At 46.9% G+C, this 19,162-nt stretch carries 5 protein-coding genes; all 5 read right to left on the bottom strand.

Annotation, left to right across the window (positions count from 1 at the left end; translation table 11 throughout):
* Complete coding sequence (locus TERTU_RS10140) at positions 1-987, bottom strand: TauD/TfdA family dioxygenase (protein ID WP_015820701.1); 987 nt, start codon at positions 985-987, stop codon at positions 1-3.
* A gap of 13 nt (positions 988-1,000) precedes the next feature.
* Complete coding sequence (locus tag TERTU_RS22200) at positions 1,001-15,583, bottom strand: non-ribosomal peptide synthetase (RefSeq protein ID WP_015819354.1); 14,583 nt, start codon at positions 15,581-15,583, stop codon at positions 1,001-1,003.
* Between the two features lie 88 nt (positions 15,584-15,671).
* On the bottom strand, positions 15,672-15,977 hold the full coding sequence (locus TERTU_RS10130) for an acyl carrier protein (protein ID WP_015820247.1): 306 nt from the start codon (positions 15,975-15,977) through the stop codon (positions 15,672-15,674).
* A gap of 9 nt (positions 15,978-15,986) precedes the next feature.
* Entirely contained in the window at positions 15,987-17,930 is a 1,944-nt protein-coding gene (locus TERTU_RS10125) for a polyketide synthase (RefSeq protein WP_015819680.1), read from the bottom strand.
* The gene (locus TERTU_RS10120) at positions 17,930-19,162 is read right to left on the bottom strand and encodes a cytochrome P450 (protein ID WP_015819199.1); all 1,233 of its coding nucleotides are present in this window, start codon (positions 19,160-19,162) and stop codon (positions 17,930-17,932) included. Before TERTU_RS10120 ends, TERTU_RS10125 begins: the two co-directional genes overlap by 1 nt.

The raw sequence follows: 19,162 nt of genomic DNA, 5'->3' as shown, positions 1-19,162 counted from the left end.
CTAATTTAATTCCCTATGAGTCAACTCTTCCGACATTGCTACCAACACTTTTCTTTGACCTTCAAACGGCCTTCTGCCGTGGGCCATTTTTAAGTTATCCAAAATCAATAAATCGCCAGGCTGCCAATCAAAAAGTATTTCATTGGCATTGAGTGTATCTCTGATGTGATCTAACATCCCTTTCGGTATTACTTCCCCGTCTGCAAAAAGTGCGTTTCGCGGTATATTATTCAAGCCGTACACATTTATGAGATCCTGCGCCCCCTCTCCTAGATTACTATAATGAAACAGATGAGCTTGATTAAACCAAATATCCTCTTTGGTGTCGGGGTGAAGTATCGACGCAGGACAACACTCTTCCGTACGCAACTGGTTTTTATTCCATTTGTAATCAATGGAGTGCTTTTCACAGTATTCACTTACTTCCTGCGGTTTATCTGTACCAAACACCTCCTGCCAGGGCAGATCTATCTCGCCATAATTTCTCACATAACGAACGCCTTTACCTAGAAATTCATCTTTGACCTTCTCATCAAGAGCTTGATGTATTAAGGCACTATTCGCTAATGGTGTCTCCCCGCCAGATATGCTTTTTTTCAAACAGAAAAAATACAAATATCGCGGAAAAGTATGTGTGTATGAATTTTCATTATGCAAGGGAATGAATGCATCGGACGGATATTCTGTTGAAGTAAAAATTCTATCTATAACTTGAGATCTTGGTGTGGATTTATTTTCATAGTTACAAAGCTTATTTCCTGAAAGCGTTTCCACTGCCGTTAGAAAATCTTTAGCACCATTCAACTTAAAACGACGAAGAAGTAACGCCCCCTGCTGACGCACCACTGCACCCAATATACTTTTTGACTCAGTTAAAAAACCTTGAGTATTTATACGTTTTCTAGGTGACACTACAGAAATAAGACCACCCTTATAGGGTATGGTATCTATATCTATATGTTCATCCAATTGATTTAACAAGCTCATTTCACTCACCCAGCTACAACGAAAGCTCTTTCAGTTTTAATTTTTTTTGCCTTTTATTTCTTGTATTTGCCAGCTGGAAGTAACTCAACGCCTCTGTGGGCGACTGCATCACTTTGTCTAGCATATCCAGAAAGTGTTTGAGCAACAGCTCGGCTTGCTCTTCCTTGTACTCAAAACCATTGTATTTCACCACAAACTCTATTTGTTCTGATGGATACACTACCAGTGTTACTGGGTAATTGTTTTGACTCACGTGGTGCAAAACTTTTAGCCCCAATTGGACATCAACTTTAGGGTAGTTATTAAATATAACTAAAGAAGAGAACAATTTTTGCGCCTGATCACTTTTCACCCAAGAAGCAATCTGCCGTAACGATATATACTCAAATTTTACTTTTTCCATTTGCTGACGTTTGAGCATGTTAGCAAGATCAATAAATGATTTATTTATATCCAGATCAGCGACTACTGGATAGCTATTAAGAAATGGCCCTACAATTTGCTCAACTTGCTCTATCGTTTCCGGTCGTCCAGAAGCAGTAGCGCCAAATATCACTCTAGACTGGTTACCGTAGCGACTTAGAATTAGCGCCCAGGTCGCCTGTATAATCAAATTGACAGTAAATTGCTGAGACTTAGCTAATTCACGGAGATTGGCTGTTTTTAAAACTGAAAGCTTTCTCCTAACTTCAAATTGTTTTCCTTGCTCAGGCAACCCTATGCTATTCAAAGTAGTTTTTAACAGTGGTTTGCTAACCACTTCTGTTTGTAAGAGATTTTTCCAATAGCTTTTAGCTAACGACACGTCTTGTTCTGCTTGCCATGATACATAACGTTTAAATGGAACAGGGGTGGGCAGGTTATAAGTGGATTTTTCACTAATACTGCTATATATCTCAACCATTTCTCTAGTGATCACTGCTTGCGCCCAGCCATCGCCTATACAGTGGTGAGACGTCCATAGAATACGGTATGTGTCATTGTTAAATTTAAACACTTTTACACGACTTAACCCGCATATACCTTCATCAAATCCATTTACCCAATCACTATATCGATATGACTCATATTCAAATAGTTGTTCATCTGGCTGTTTATTTGTCCAATCATTTAGCTCTACTGGGGCAGCAACAGTTTGCCGTACAATTTGCACCGGAAATCGTGTATCTGCGCCGATAAACTGACTTCTAAGAATGGCATGCCTGTTAATTATCTCTTGCCAGGCCGCATAGAATATATTGAATTCAAATGATTTATCTTGAATTTCGAAGGTCGTTTGTACGATGTAATTACCGCGCCCAGGCTGAACCTTAGACTGAAGTAGCATTTCCTGCTGAATGGCAGTCATCGGATAAATGTCTTCGATAGGACTAAGGGCGTAATGCTCTTGCGCGATGTTTATAGAGCTATAAAGGTCTTCCTGGCCGCCTCTAAACAAAGGGTAATTTTCGATGCTGCTTCCCTTAATACAGGGATTTTCTGTACCGCCGGCTTCTTTAAGCGCGTTATTCCGTGTACTCGAATCCGCAGCCCCTACCATTGGCTCAATCACGGAGCGGTTTACGTTATCGTTTTCATTCCCGCGAGCGAAGTCTTCTAGTGCACCAATGGTTGGCTGAGCAAAAATGTCTTTTATGCTTATACTGAAACCTTGCGATCTCGCTTTAGTGACACATTGAATAGCAATTAGGGAATCGCCCCCGAGTTGGAAAAAATTGTCTTCAGGTGATACAGATTCTAGGTTCAACTGGTCTGCAAAGATTCTTGCCAAAATGGAGTCTTCATATTTACTATCGCTAGATTCGCTGACTTTTATCCGTTCAGGTTCTGGCAATGCTCCGTAGTCGACTTTTCCATTGATGTTAAGAGGAAGTCCCTCAAGGCACACAAAATAAGAAGGTATCATGTAGTCTGGCAAGTAACTCTCCAGGTGCCTGCGTAAAATGTCGTGGAAATTCGCGGTGCTGTCATCGGGTTTATACATTTGCACATAGGCAATTAACTGTTTATCCGCTGACAATATCGCAATAGATCTTTTTACCAGTGCATGCTTATCTAACACACTCTCTATTTCTCCCAGCTCAACTCGGTGGCCGGATACCTTAATTTGTTTATCTTGTCGACCTAAAAACTCTATATTCCCGTCCAGCAAATAGCGACCATAATCGCCTGTTTGATACAGGCGTTCGCCACTTTCAGGGTGGTGAACAAAGGAATGTTGAGTTTTTTCTTCATCCCGCCAATAGCCAAGTGCCAAGCCTTCTCCTGCGATCATTAATTCACCTGGAACCCCAGTTGGGCAGGAGGTAAAATCAGGTTTCATAACATAAATGTTTTGATTGGCCAGGGGCTTACCATAAGGAATACTACGCGGAAATTTCTCGTTCTGGGAAATTGGATAATATATAGACCAAATAGCGGCTTCAGTGGCTCCCCCAAGACTTATAATTTTAACATTGGGATTCAGCTTATAAGCTCGTTGAGATATGTCTTTGGGAATCCAATCGCCGCTTAACATTACTAGCCGAAGGGATACTGGAAGTTGAGCACCGATGGATTCTAAATAATCGATCAGCAAATTAAATAACGCCGGCACACTATTCCAAATAGTGACCTGTTCTTTTTTCAAATAAGCATACCAGGATTCAGGGTCTTTTTGCTCCCACTTGGTGGGCACCACTATACGTCCTCCGACCCGCATCAAACCGAATAAGTCGTAAACCGAAAGGTCGAAATTAAATGCAGATATGGAAAAAACCACATCATCTTTGGTGACTGCAAACATTCGATTAATATCAAATATTGTATTGATAGCTGCCTGATGACTGACAGCAACCCCTTTCGGGGTTCCCGTGGAACCAGAGGTAAAAATGATATAAGCGGGCCCTGCCACCTCACACTCTATTTGTTGTTGTAGTACTTCCTGCCCCTGTGTTTCTCGCTCATCAAATATAATAATATTATGTGATGTCAAGGGTAGCTGTGCGACATTCTCCCCCGGAGAAATGACCGCAACCTTAATGCTCGCTTCTTCCAAATAATTTGCAATTCTTTGACTGGGCAGGTCTGCATCTATCGGAACATAACAACCACCGGCAAAAAGTACCGCAAGCGCCGCTACATGTTGTTGCCAGCCTTTCCTAAAAATAACGGCAACAGGCTCATTTGCTGTTAAACCAGTTTTATGTAATTGCATTCCCAGGTAGCGAACGTACCTTTCGACATCTGCATAGGTAATTGTCTGTTCGCCCGCAACAAACGCTATATTTTGTGGATAGTCTCGAGCCGATTCTAGTGTGGCCTTATGAAGGTGTTCTATTGGATATAAGCGCTCCTCGACTAAAGATGCGCGTTGAGCCAACTGAGACGCTGGTGCTTCTACAACTTTGCGTTTGTTATAAATGGAGTCATTACTCAGCTGGAGCAGGTGGGCTTCGAAACACTCGAACATGGCATCGAGAACGCCAGGTTCAAAAATATTTTCCATAACATCCCAATTAACTATACAGCTACCATTTGTTTCGTATGCTTGGCAGTCGATCCATACCTGTGAAGTTTGCGTGATGCTGTACGTGGGTATGTGATACTCGCCTCCACGTACCTCTTCGACGCCGATACCAAAATCCACGCCCAAAGCACTGGTAAATACCACTGGCATATTGATGCGACTTGCAGAATCATTTTGTCGGTTAATATCCCTTAACACATCAACACCGGAATATAGCCGATGATCTATGTCACTCCATAGCTGATATTGAAGTATTTTTATTCTCTCTAAATACGTCTTGGTACGATCCACACAACATTCCGTCAGATTCATCGATGTAAAATCGCCGACTATTTTGTGGATATCTGGATCCAATTCATGTCGATTAAACAGGGAAAGATTTATACAAAAATGATCAGAGGCAGACCAAAGTGCGATGACTTCAACATAGGCACTTAGTAATAAAGATGTCGGTGTCAGGCGAAATTGTCGAGCGAGGGTCTGAATGGTCTCCCAATGTTCCGCAGGTATTGTGACGGACCTGCGCACAAAGAGATTGTCTGCGGATTTAGAGGCAATAACCGGCAATTCCGGCGCTCCTGGCAAACCATCTAGCCGCGCTTGCCAGTAACCTTTTGCTTGAGAGTAGGCATCTTCTTGCTTCATGCCTTCAAAAGCTATTTGATAGTCCCTAAAGGTGAGTCCCAGTTTTTCCAGAGGAGCGTTGGTTTCATAAGCTAGGGCTAAATCTGAAAAGAAAACCCCCACACTGGAAAAATCCATTAGCATGGCGTCCATACTAAAGTGTAAACGAAAACGATCCAATTCGAGTTTAGTCACTCTCACCTCAAAAAGAGGAAAGCTAAACGCATCAAATACTTGGTGTGACAGCATATTTCTTATTTTTTCAATTACTGCACGTTTGCCATCACTATCGAACTGAGATATATCTTCAAGGTCTATTGAAAAATGGTTAACTTCAGGTTGACATTGCTGCTCGCCGTTACGAGTCAAACACATTCTCATCATGTCGTGCTTATTAATAGTGTGCTTGAATGCCTCACCAAGACGATTGACATCAAATTCTGCATCAACCACGTCCACTTCAAAATACCCATGGGTGGACACGGCTTTTTCCTGCTCACCGAGATAACGACCCAACCAATAGGCGCGTTGTATTTCAGTTAAAGGAAAGGGTTCAAACCGGTGCTTAAAACGCGGCTCGATTTTTTTCACAGTAGGGCAGCTGTTTGAGCTAATACTTTCGCCCTTTATCTTCGCCGCGAGTGCTTCTGGGTTGGGTATATCATAGAAATCGACAAGCGAAATATTTACTGAGAAAGTATCATTAAGTTTTGCCACCATCTCCATGGCGCTGATCGAGTGGCCTCCCATTGAAAAGAAATCATCGTTTGCCGTAATATTTTTTGTTTTAAGAACGCCCTCCATGAGTTCGGCAATCCGAACCGCAATTTTACTCGTGAATTCTCGATTTTGACGCTGATTTTCAAGGTACTCAGCGGCGAGGACATTTAAGGCTGCTAGATCTATTTTTCCATTTTCTGTTAGCGGCATCTCTTCTACCGCTACAATATGGGCCGGCACCATATGTGCTGGCAAATGCTGTCTCAGTTGCTGCTTTATGTTATCCCGCTGATGAATGTTTGTTTCTTCATAGCAAACAAATGCGATAATTTGCCCTACTTCCGTTGTTTCAACGCAACAAGTTTTAACGACATCAATACAGCGCAAAGCAGATTCTATCTCTGCTAATTCCACCCGAACCCCATTGATTTTAACTTGTCTATCCATTCGTCCTACGTGGTGCAGCAAGCTATCCGAACAACAAATAAAGCCCAAATCCCCCGAAAGATACAAGCGTTGACCGTCTGTGCTCCATGGGTTTGGTATAAATTTTTCTGCAGTTAGTCGTGGGTTATTTTGGTAGCCATGGGCCAGGCCAGCCCCCGCAATACCAATTTGGCCCACTCCTCCAACCGGCACATGATTATATAGTTCATCAAGAATGTATAACGACGTATTATCAATGGGCCTGCCAATTGAAATCGACTCTTGTGGGTGACTAAATTCAAGTGAACACACTGAAATTGATGCTTCAGATGGGCCGTAGGCATTAATAAAATGAAATCTGTCAGCGAATGCTTTGACTAAATTGGCGTTACAGCTTTCGCCGCCACTTAAAATCCATTCAATAGAGGGCAAAGGCTCGTTAATTAACGTGGATATTACCGACGATGTTAAGGTTACATGGGTGATATGGTTTACCGTAATAAAACGAGCGAGATTGCTACCAATAATACGCTCAACGCTAGGCCGTAAAATGTAACTGGCTCCCCCCACTAACATATGAAAGAATTCAAACATGAAAGAATCAAAACATATGGAAGCAAACTGAAGCACTCGAGAACCCCTATTAACTTCACATGTTTTGGTGTAATAACGGGCCGTGTTGAGATACCCCCCATGCGTGGTGATGGATCCCTTGGGAACGCCCGTAGTACCGGAGGTGTAAATGATATAAGCCGGATGCTGGGCCGTCAGCGCAGGAACCTCATAGGGCAACCCCTGCAGTTCGTCGGGGTTGACACTGTCCACGAACACCCGTGGAATTGTCGGGCAAAATTCTCCTGGAGCTTCTTCACGGCAGATTATGGCCGCGAGTTGGGCATCTTCGGCCATCACTTGCAAACGGGCAGCGGGATAATCGCGCTCTAGCGGCACATACACACCGCCAATTTTTAATATGGCCAGCACACTCGCGATCATTGCGCTGTCGGCCTGTTGATATACGCCTATGCGGTCTTGCACTTGCAACCCTGCCGCTTGTAACACCGCCGCCAGTTCATCGGACCAGGCATCCAAACGGCTAAAGCTGATGTGCTGCTCCCCTTCTACCAGAGCAATGCTGTCCGGGGCGTTTTCCACACACCCTCTGAAGGCATCCACCACGGTGGTTTGCGGGGCAAGTGGCTGGGCCGTTTGGTTCCACAGATCAATGGCCGCGGCATCGGCCTCGGTTTGCCAGTTAAGCTGCGCCGCCGATTGCTCGGGGTTTTCCATCGCCGCCTGTAACAGGGATTGATAGTGTGCCAGTAGCTGGCCGGCTTCTGCGGGGGCGAGCCGTGATTCATCAAAGCACAATTGCAGTTCGTAATGATCGTCAAAGGGTTGAACGATAAGCACGATGGGATACTCCACCGCATTGCGACCGTCCACCGCTCCCAGCTGGAGATCATTAATCTGCTGGCTCCGCAAAATATCGTCAAAGGGGTAGTTTTCGAACACAAACAAACTGTCAAACAGGCCCACATTCGCACCCAGTTCGTTTTGTTTTTGGATCTCGAGTAACCCGAGCAGTTCGTGCGGCTGACACGCCAAACGATCCCGGTGCAACTGGTTGACCATCCCTGTAAATGGGGTGTGACTGTCCCAGCGGATGCGCACCGGCACGGTGTTAATAAACGGCCCAACACAATGATTGGCCCCCGGCCACGTGGCGGTGCGACCCGACACAGTTAAACCAAACACCACGTCAGCCGTGGCACACAAGCGACCAAGTAATAGACCCCAGGCTCCCTGCATCACGGTGCTTAGGGTGATCCCCTGGCTCTGGCTATAGCGAGTCAAGGACTCTCGTGTGGCGGCGGATAATGGTACCCGCAGCAACCCTTCCCGGGCGGCACCGCGCCTACTGCTCAACTGGGGCAGCCGAGCCGGCTGATCAAAGTCACTGAGATAATCTCGCCACCAGGTTTTCGCCACACTCATGTCACGGCTGTGCAGCCAGTCCAAATAGTCGCCGTAATGAGGATTTTCCTCGCGGGTAAACTGGCCAACCCCGTCCCGGTAGTCCGTCATCGCTTGTTCGAGCAGGAGGGATTTGGACCACCCATCTAACAGGGCGTGATGATACTGCCAGACAAAACGCCAGTGCTGTGGTGACAACCGCAGAACACTAAAGCGCACCAATGGCCCCTGCTCTGGTTTGGGAATCGCGCTCTTTTGCTCATTGAGCCATTGGCTAAAGTGGTGCTCAATATCGTCTTCGGCCTGCCAATCAAGGGTTTCCCAGGGCAGTGCTATAGGACAATTAAGCAGCTGAAGTGGATGCTCTGCGGACACATCGATAAAGCGGCTGCGCAAAATAGCGTGACTGTCCCACACCTGTTGCCAGCATTGCCGCCAACGGTCTTCGTCCAGGTTGCCACGCAATTCAAACCAGGTTTGAATCCAGTAACGGTCTTGGCCTTCTGTGTGTAAAGTGGTGTGCAACATGCCTTGCTGCAAAGGCGTTAGCGGGGCCACATGGGCCTCGTCGCCCCCTTGTTCACCCGCCCAAACCACCAACGTTTGGACGGCCTCCCCTTCCCCCGACTGGCCTTCTCGACGGGCGTTATTTACGGCCCGCGCGACAAGTAAGCTTGAGCTCGGCTCCCCTTCGGCCAAGGTTTCATAGTCCTCGTCCGCGCCCCCTTGGATATAGTCTGCCAATGCAGCGACGGTCTGATGCTCATAAAGGGCTTGCATGCTCAAGGACTCCCCCAGCGCTTGAAGCCCTGAGAGAATCTGGATGGCCAGGATGGAATCTCCACCCAGTTGAAAGAAGTTGTCGTGGCGACCGACCTCATCACACCCCAATACCCGGGACCACAATTGGCACAGGGTTTCTTCCAGGGGATTCGCCGGGGCTTCGTAACCTTGGACCTGACCACTAAAGTCCACTTCCGGTAAAGCCCGGCGGTCAACTTTGCCATTGGGCGTTAGTGGAAATTCCGCCAACAATATAAGCTTCACCGGCACCATGTAGGGGGGCAATGTCTGCTTAAGGGCTTGTAACAGGATGTCCTCATTTACGGTTCCATCCTCAAGAGCGCCGCCCCCCACTTCAGAGATTGGGGCTCTCGACCCAACAGCCACGTAGGCCACTAGGCGTTTGGTGTCTCGCTCGTCCGTCACCACAACGGCGTGGCTTTGCGCCACCGCCGGCAGCGCTTCCAATGCGCTGTTAACTTCCCCGAGCTCCACGCGGAAACCACGTAATTTAATTTGGTCGTCCCGGCGACCTAAAAAGTCTAACGCGCCGTCACTATTCCAGCGCACGATATCTCCGGTGCGATAGAGTCGCTCGCCGCTGTTGGCGAAGGGATGCGGAATAAATCTTTCCGCCGTTAGCCCGGAACGCCCTTCATAGTGCGAAGCCAACCCTTGCCCACCGACATAAAGTTCCCCTGGTACCCCGACGGCCACCGGTTCCAGCCCTTCGTCAAGCACATAACAGCGACTGCCTGTGATGGGGGAGCCAATGGGCAACGCATCCTTCACGGCGGCGCTATCGTCGATAACATAACAACTTGAAAAGGTCGTGTTTTCCGTTGGTCCGTAACCGTTGATAAACTGGCTAGATGGGTAACGTGTTAAATACTGTCGCACATATTCAGAGGAAACGACATCGCCCCCCGCCACACAGACACGCAACGTGGACATCCGATCAAGATGTTCCCGCACCATGGTGCTGAACAAGGCGGAGGTCAGCCACACCACTGTAACGCCATGCTGCTGGTAATAATGCCCGAGATTGTGCATGTCCTTTAATATTTCGGGGGCCAACACCAACCGCGCGCCATTTAACAGCGGGCCCCAGATATCAAAGGTGGCACCGTCAAATGAGATGGGTGTGGACTGCAGAAATACATCGTCCGAACGTATGTCGATGTAATTGGTGTTGCACACTAAGCGGGTAATCCCTTGGTGTTTCGCCACCACACCCTTGGGAACGCCCGTAGTACCGGAGGTGTAAATGATATAAGCCGGATGTTGGGCCGTCAGCGCAGGAACCTCATAGGGCAACCCCTGCAGTTCGTCGGGGTTGACACTGTCTACGAACACCCGTGGAATTGTCGGGCAAAATTCTCCTGGAGCTTCTTCACGGCAGATTATGGCGGCGAGTTGGGCATCTTCGGCCATCACTTGCAAACGGGCAGCGGGATAATCGCGCTCTAGCGGCACATACACACCGCCAATTTTTAATATGGCCAGCACACTCGCGATCATTGCGCTGTCGGCCTGTTGATATACGCCTATGCGGTCTTGCACTTGCAACCCCGCCGCTTGTAACACCGCCGCCAGTTCATCGGACCAGGCATCCAAAACGCTAAAGCTGATGTGCTGCTCCCCTTCTACCAGAGCAATGCTGTCCGGGGCGTTTTCCACACACCCTCTGAAGGCATCCACCACGGTGGTTTGCGGGGCAAGTGGCTGGGCCGTTTGGTTCCACAGATCAATGGCCGCGGCATCGGCCTCGGTTTGCCAGTTAAGCTGCGCCGCCGATTGCTCGGGGTTTTCCATCGCCGCCTGTAACAGGGATTGATAGTGTGCCAGTAGCTGGCCGGCTTCTGCGGGGGCGAGCCGTGATTCATCAAAGCACAATTGCAGTTCGTAATGATCGTCAAAGGGTTGAACGATAAGCACGATGGGATACTCCACCGCATTGCGACCGTCCACCGCTCCCAGCTGGAGATCATTAATCTGCTGGCTCCGCAAAATATCGTCAAAGGGGTAGTTTTCGAACACAAACAAACTGTCAAACAGGCCCACATTCGCACCCAGTTCGTTTTGTTTTTGGATCTCGAGTAACCCGAGCAGTTCGTGCGGCTGACACGCCAAACGATCCCGGTGCAACTGGTTGACCATCCCTGTAAATGGGGTGTGACTGTCCCAGCGGATGCGCACCGGCACGGTGTTAATAAACGGCCCAACACAATGATTGGCCCCCGGCCACGTGGCGGTGCGACCCGACACAGTTAAACCAAACACCACGTCAGCCGTGGCACACAAGCGACCAAGTAATAGACCCCAGGCTCCCTGCATCACGGTGCTTAGGGTGATCCCCTGGCTCTGGCTATAGCGAGTCAGGGACTCTCGTGTGGCGGCGGATAATGGTACCCGCAGCAACCCTTCCCGGGCGGCACCGCGCCTACTGCTCAACTGGGGCAGCCGAGCCGGCTGATCAAAGTCACTGAGATAATCTCGCCACCAGGTTTTCGCCACACTCATGTCACGGCTGTGCAGCCAGTCCAAATAGTCGCCGTAATGAGGATTTTCCTCGCGGGTAAACTGGCCAACCCCGTCCCGGTAGTCCGTCATCGCTTGTTCGAGCAGGAGGGATTTGGACCACCCATCTAACAGGGCGTGATGATACTGCCAGACAAAACGCCAGTGCTGTGGTGACAACCGCAGAACACTAAAGCGCACCAATGGCCCCTGCTCTGGTTTGGGAATCGCGCTCTTTTGCTCATTGAGCCATTGGCTAAAGTGGTGCTCAATATCGTCTTCGGCCTGCCAATCAAGGGTTTCCCAGGGCAGTGCTATAGGACAATTAAGCAGCTGAAGTGGATGCTCTGCGGACACATCGATAAAGCGGCTGCGCAAAATAGCGTGACTGTCCCACACCTGTTGCCAGCATTGCCGCCAACGGTCTTCGTCCAGGTTGCCACGCAATTCAAACCAGGTTTGAATCCAGTAACGGTCTTGGCCTTCTGTGTGTAAAGTGGTGTGCAACATGCCTTGCTGCAAAGGCGTTAGCGGGGCCACATGGGCCTCGTCGCCCCCTTGTTCACCCGCCCAAACCACCAACGTTTGGACGGCCTCCCCTTCCCCCGACTGGCCTTCTCGACGGGCGTTATTTACGGCCCGCGCGACAAGTAAGCTTGAGCTCGGCTCCCCTTCGGCCAAGGTTTCATAGTCCTCGTCCGCGCCCCCTTGGATATAGTCTGCCAATGCAGCGACGGTCTGATGCTCATAAAGGGCTTGCATGCTCAAGGACTCCCCCAGCGCTTGAAGCCCTGAGAGAATCTGGATGGCCAGGATGGAATCTCCACCCAGTTGAAAGAAGTTGTCGTGGCGACCGACCTCATCACACCCCAATACCCGGGACCACAATTGGCACAGGGTTTCTTCCAGGGGATTCGCCGGGGCTTCGTAACCTTGGACCTGACCACTAAAGTCCACTTCCGGTAAAGCCCGGCGGTCAACTTTGCCATTGGGCGTTAGTGGAAATTCCGCCAACAATATAAGCTTCACCGGCACCATGTAGGGGGGCAATGTCTGCTTAAGGGCTTGTAACAGGATGTCCTCATTTACGGTTCCATCCTCAAGAGCGCCGTCCCCCACTTCAGAGATTGGGGCTCTCGACCCAACAGCCACGTAGGCCACTAGGCGTTTGGTGTCTCGCTCGTCCGTCACCACAACGGCGTGGCTTTGCGCCACCGCCGGCAGCGCTTCCAACGCGCTGTTAACTTCCCCGAGCTCCACGCGGAAACCACGTAATTTAATTTGGTCGTCCCGGCGACCTAAAAAGTCTAACGCGCCGTCACTATTCCAGCGCACGATATCTCCGGTGCGATAGAGTCGCTCGCCGCTGTTGGCGAAGGGATGCGGAATAAATCTTTCCGCCGTTAGCCCGGCACGCCCTTCATAGTGCGAAGCCAACCCTTGCCCACCGACATAAAGTTCCCCTGGTACCCCGACGGCCACCGGTTCCAGCCCTTCGTCAAGCACATAACAGTGACTGCCTGTGATGGGGGAGCCAATGGGCAACGCATCCTTTACGGCGGCGCTATCGTCGATAACATAACAACTTGAAAAGGTCGTGTTTTCCGTTGGTCCGTAACCGTTGATAAACTGACTAAATGGGTAACGTGTTAAATACTGTCGCACATATTCAGAGGAAACGACATCGCCCCCCGCCACACAGACACGCAACGTGGACATCCGATCAAGATGTTCCCGCACCATGGTGCTGAACAAGGCGGAGGTCAGCCACACCACTGTAACGCCATGCTGCTGGTAATAATGCCCGAGATTGTGCATGTCCTTTAATATTTCGGGGGCCAACACCAACCGCGCGCCATTTAACAGCGGGCCCCAGATATCAAAGGTGGCACCGTCAAATGAGATGGGTGTGGACTGCAGAAATACATCGTCCGAACGTATGTCGATGTAATTGGTGTTGCACACTAAGCGGGTAATCCCTTGGTGTTTCGCCACCACACCTTTGGGAACGCCCGTAGTACCTGAGGTGTAAATGATATAAGCCGGATGTTGGGCCGTGAGCGCAGGAACCTCTAAGGGCAACCCCTGCAGTTCGTCGGGGTTGACACTGTCCACGAACACCCGTGGAATTGTCGGGCAAAATTCTCCTGGAGCTTCTTCACGGCAGATTATGGCGGCGAGTTGGGCATCTTCGGCCATCACTTGCAAACGGGCGGCGGGATAATCGCGCTCTAGCGGCACATACACACCGCCAATTTTTAATATGGCCAGCACACTCGCGATCATTGCGCTGTCGGCCTGTTGATATACGCCTATGCGGTCTTGCACTTGCAACCCCGCCGCTTGTAACACCGCCGCCAGTTCATCGGACCAGGCATCCAAACGGCTAAAGCTGATGTGTTGCTCCCCTTCCACCAGAGCAATGCTGTCCGGGGCGTTTTCCACACACCCTCTGAAGGCATCCACCACGGTGGTTTGGGGAGCCTTCTCCATAGAGTCTAGTGAAGGCAAGTTTTCCCTAAGTCGTTTTGCAATAATAGAATTAGGAGATTCGTTGCTACGTGTTAAGAGGTGTTTTATCAACCACTGAGTTTCATCTACAAGCGCAGATATACGTCTTTCGCTATATAAATCGCTGCGGTAGTTTATTCGGAATTGTAACCCCTCGCCCAACATTTGAACCGTAAACACGAGGTCTGTTACAGCGCCTTTTAATCCGCTGGAAAGAGACATGATCTCCTCGGTGAGAATTTGCTCATCGTAGGATTTTTCGAGGTCATAGATTTTGTTTTCATCATAAATTTGATGCCAATTGAATATAGTATTAACTAGACCCGAATCGGCTTGAGCTTTAGTCAACTGGAGCTTTGCAACGAGATCCGGATAGTCAATTTGATCATATTGCAGTGCTGCAAACACTGACCGCTGTATTTTATTCACGAACTCAACCAGCGGTAAGGCAAAAGCATCGGCTTCAATATTAATCGGCAGTGTATTAACCAGTGAGCCAACTACTTTAAGTTGTTTAGGCTTATTTCGCCGAAGTGATGGGACACCAACAACAATGTCAGCGGATTTGTCCGTTGTATATAATCGGGATAGGATAAAATAAACTGAAAGAATTAAAGTATATAGGGTGGTTCCACTTTCTCGCGCGAAGGAGTTCAGCTGCACGAGGGACTGATCACTTAGTTTCCATGCTTTATTATAAGCTTGTGAAGGTACTGCAGGCTTTTCATAAGGTATACCAGATACCAATTTTCTACCTTGGAAGCGGGACTTCCAATAATCGAGGCTTCTAGTTCTTTCGGTGAAACAATTGTCATCTATAGTATCGTCGAAATCATATTCAACGGGAGCAAGCGTAGATTTATAAGGTGTTTTCAACAAATCATCATAAGCTCTTGCCACATCAGAGGTAAAGACCTGCATGGCTACAAAATCCATAATAATATGGTGTGCCACGAGACAAAATTCACTTTCCGTTTTCCCTTGGCCACCAATATTTTTATGTATAACCAAACATCTGAACAGGGGGCCTTTTTCCAAATCAAATGGTGCATCGCAAAATGACTCTACAACCAAAGCACTTTGCTCATCACAATCTATATAGCGGATTTCGATGCAGTTATGCATTTCTGGATAAACGGTTTTTACTAGCTCGCCATTTTTCTCTTGAAAGGTACTCCTGAGCATGTAATGACGGTCAACCACTATATTAACCGCATTCTGCAATTTCCCCAAATCCACATCCGCCAACAACTTAGTTATGGAAACCAAGTTATAGGCGGGATTCAATACCTCCGACTTCCATTTATAAAAATATGTTTTTTGCAGTTCGGTCGTCGCAATTGGGTAAATATTTAGTCGCTGCGAAACCACATCAACGAGTGCCTTTTTGTTCTGCTGCAAGAATCGAATAGTTTGTTTACTTAAAATGGAAAGAGGCCCCCTAACATCTACTGAACCTCCATTTAAATGGAACTCAATACCTTTTCTTCGTAAACTCGATATTAATTTTGTAATATCTTTTTCCATTCTTAACTCTCACACTCTACAGTGTCACTTATAGTTTTTAAGATGCCACGCTAAAACTTGCAATAACGCTCACCTTCAAGACGAATATTTATATACTTATTGAATCGTTATCGGCAAAAACACTCGAACTCTCTTCAGGTAAAGGCTTATCCAGGATCATTTCGCTTACCACTTTGCTAACCAAATCTTCGATTGAGATTAAATTACCATTTACAAAATCTTCGATAAATACGTCCACCTCGCACCGATCCTCTATTTCTTGCCGAAGCCTTACGATGATCACTGAATCAGCACCTATTTCAAAAAATTTATCATTTTCCGTGATTTGAGGATTTTCAAGATAGCCCTGCAGCCGCTCCAGTATCAACTCACTAACAAATGCGCGTTTTTCCATTTTTTTATCTCAAGAAGGTTTGTTAAACAAGGGGTACAGTGGCGGCCAGACTCGAACATCTTTAGCGCAATACGGGGTAGATGTGCAAACATTAAAGCCAAGCGCGAACATCTTTGCTCTAACGTGATGAATCGACTGACATTGAAAAGCACCAATTATCTCTCGCTGGCCTTCGGCAGATTCTACCTCGAAAATACTGTCAGCACGCTGAAAACTATATGTCTCATCATCAACATCTGGTGACATACTGCTATTTCTGATTACTTCGTCAAAATCAGGAAACTGTCGATTAAAATGTCGGTTACTCATAAGCGATTTAAAAAACGATAAAAACATATTTTTTTTGTATTGATCATTCATATCGTCTTGTAAGTCGGCGCGCTCTTCAGCAAAACCATTCATGGAACGAGATACGAACCTTCGAAGCTCAGGCTCATTTCCCTTAACAAATGACAAAACATTTCTGACGTTGACGAACAGCTCAGGTTCATGCTGTGAACACCCAGAATATATTTCATTCGAGCTGGAACCATCGATATATTTTTTTAACTGATCTATTAAGCTGACTCTATCTGAATAAACGACAGAAATGCGAACCGCCAGATAACGCTGCGCTTTAGAGGCTAATTGAACAAGCGGAATCGCATTGTTCTCTCCGACTTCTAAAGCTCTGACATAGTCTATTACACGGTTCTTCAAGGCATCTTTAGTATGTGCTGATAGCAGAAAGACCTGCTCGTCTGATTCAACGGCATTAGGATCGCTATGTTTTGTTGTATGACTGCTGAGTATCGTATGAACGTTAGAGCCACCCAAACCAAAATTATTGACAGCAGCAAAGCATTGACCTTTTTCGCAAGCCAGCTGCAACGTACTGTATGACTTTTCTATAAGAGGAAATACTGGGTCCAGAGGGTCGTCGATCTTTTGAGAAGGTATTTTTTTATCATGCAGCAGCAAGACCGCCTTAATAAGAGCAATCGTGCCGGACGCAGATTCAAGATTACCTATTAAGTTCTTCAAAACACCCAAATATAAATGGGTATTACGATTTTCACAGAAATATTGTTTTAACCCGCTGTATTCGATTTTATCTCCGAGCGAGTTACCAGACGCACTGGTTTCAATAAAATCAATGTCGCTAGGGGAAACGCCTGATTTGCCATAAGCGTCCTCATACAGAGACAATTGAGCTTTTAGATTTGGACTCGTAATATTTAATGATGTGCCATTATGATTTGTATAACATCCTTTTATCACTGCATATATTTTATTGCCACTCTCTAGCGCTTCATCGAGTCTCTTCAACACAAGAGAACCCCCACCTTCGCCACGAATAAAACCATCCGCAGAATTAGACAACGGCCTACACTGTCCTTTTTTGCTAATCAAACCACTATTTTGGTACAAACCATCGACGTAATCAGAAGCATGAATATGGACCCCACCAGTAATCGCAAGGGATATTTCTTTGGCGATCAATGCGGAGCAAGCATGCTTTACAGCCAGCATTGATGAAGCACAACTCGCGTCAACAACCATACTAGGGCCAGTAAAATTGAAAAAGTTTGAGACTCTATTAGCTATAAAATTGTTGCCTAAGCCTGGCAAACGAAATTTGCAAGAATCAGATTTCCTTTTATTCATCGCAAATTCAAAGGAAGAACTTCCCACATAAACACCAGTTTTTTCAGGGAACTCACTGCTACAAATAAGGGAATCTTCCAGCGCCCAATAAGCCATGGCGAGAAAGAGCTTTTGTTGAGGGTCCATCGCTGCGGACTCTTCGTCAGTAATAAAGAAAAACTTATTATCGAAACCCTTATACCAATCTTGATCAGAACAGCTATTCAAAGCTCTGCTACGAGGATCAAACAGGAGGCGATGAAAATCTTCTACGGAGGATACTCCGGGAAGTTTACAGGACAATCCAACCACAGCTATATCGGACATTACGAAACCCAAGAAGCCTGTACGCGCTCTAAACCACGTATACCTGGTGAGCTAACCCAACTGAAATCCTTGAAGTGTATAGCCAAGTCAGGGCTAGTGATAAGCCGTTTTATGACTTGCTCTGCAATGACCAAAGACAAATGCGCCCCTAAACAGAAATGGTGTCCAGCGCCAAAAATAAGTGTGGACCTCTTACTTCGATGGATATTCAAGGAGTCGGGTTCACTAAAGCGCTCGCCATCCCTGCACGCGGCACTTACTAAAAAATATACCCTCTCCCCCGCTGCAATCTTTGCATCGCCAATATAGGTATCTTCTATAGCAACTCTGGGCAACATTGAAACTGGAGCATTGTATCGACCACACTCCAAAATAGATTGATTTAACAAACTTGTATCGCGCCTAATTGCTTGCAGTTGCTTACCATCTGAATAGAGAGCTTGCAGAGAATTACCGATCAAATGTTTGGTTGTATCTAGCCCAACACACATCACCAGCGATAGAGCGCCAATGATTTCGTCTTCCGTTATATCAGCACAGCTTTTCTTTTTAAGAAGGTATTGCACGAATCCTTGTTTGCTATGTTCACGATCCAAGTCTTCACGGAGGCTGATCGCAAAATATCGAGCGGCTTGTTCTAACGAATCATACTCATTGACCGGTACCGGAGGGTTTACTATCTTGAATAACTCCAATGCATACTTTTCTGTTTCCCGATTGTCCATCCGAGCACAATCAAGCAGGTGAGATATTGTGGTAAGGGTCACCTTGGTGGATAAGTCGCCCAATACGTCGAATGAGTGCTCAGCTTTTAATGTAGAAAGATTATCCTCTATAGATTTAAGTAATATTTTGTTTATTTCGCTCACCTTTGAAGGCGTAAACCATGCAGCCATTATTTTTCTAATTTTTTCGTGACGATCAGCCTCCATAAAAAAGAGCCAATTACTCATCATGGATTTAAGATATAAATATTTTTTTTCGTTTTTATTGTTTTTTTCCCGACCAGCAATTTCATTTACCACATCAGGCTTTACCAGAGAACGATCTTTAAGGGCAGAAGACACATATTCATACTTGGCCACAACCCACTCTTTACCATGCAAGCCTTTTACATAAAAAATGGGTGCGTCAGATAGCAGAGTTTTATAGGTGTTAAAGGGGTCGTTCCTAAATCCAAGTGAAAACGTCTTAAATTTGATGTTTGCCGGCAATAAAAAATCGTTAGACAT

It is taken from the genome of Teredinibacter turnerae T7901 (assembly GCF_000023025.1).
GTDB classification, from domain to species: Bacteria; Pseudomonadota; Gammaproteobacteria; order Pseudomonadales; family Cellvibrionaceae; genus Teredinibacter; species Teredinibacter turnerae_B.
Note: the sequence above shows the minus strand (reverse complement) of the source record. Positions and strands in the feature narration are given on the sequence as shown.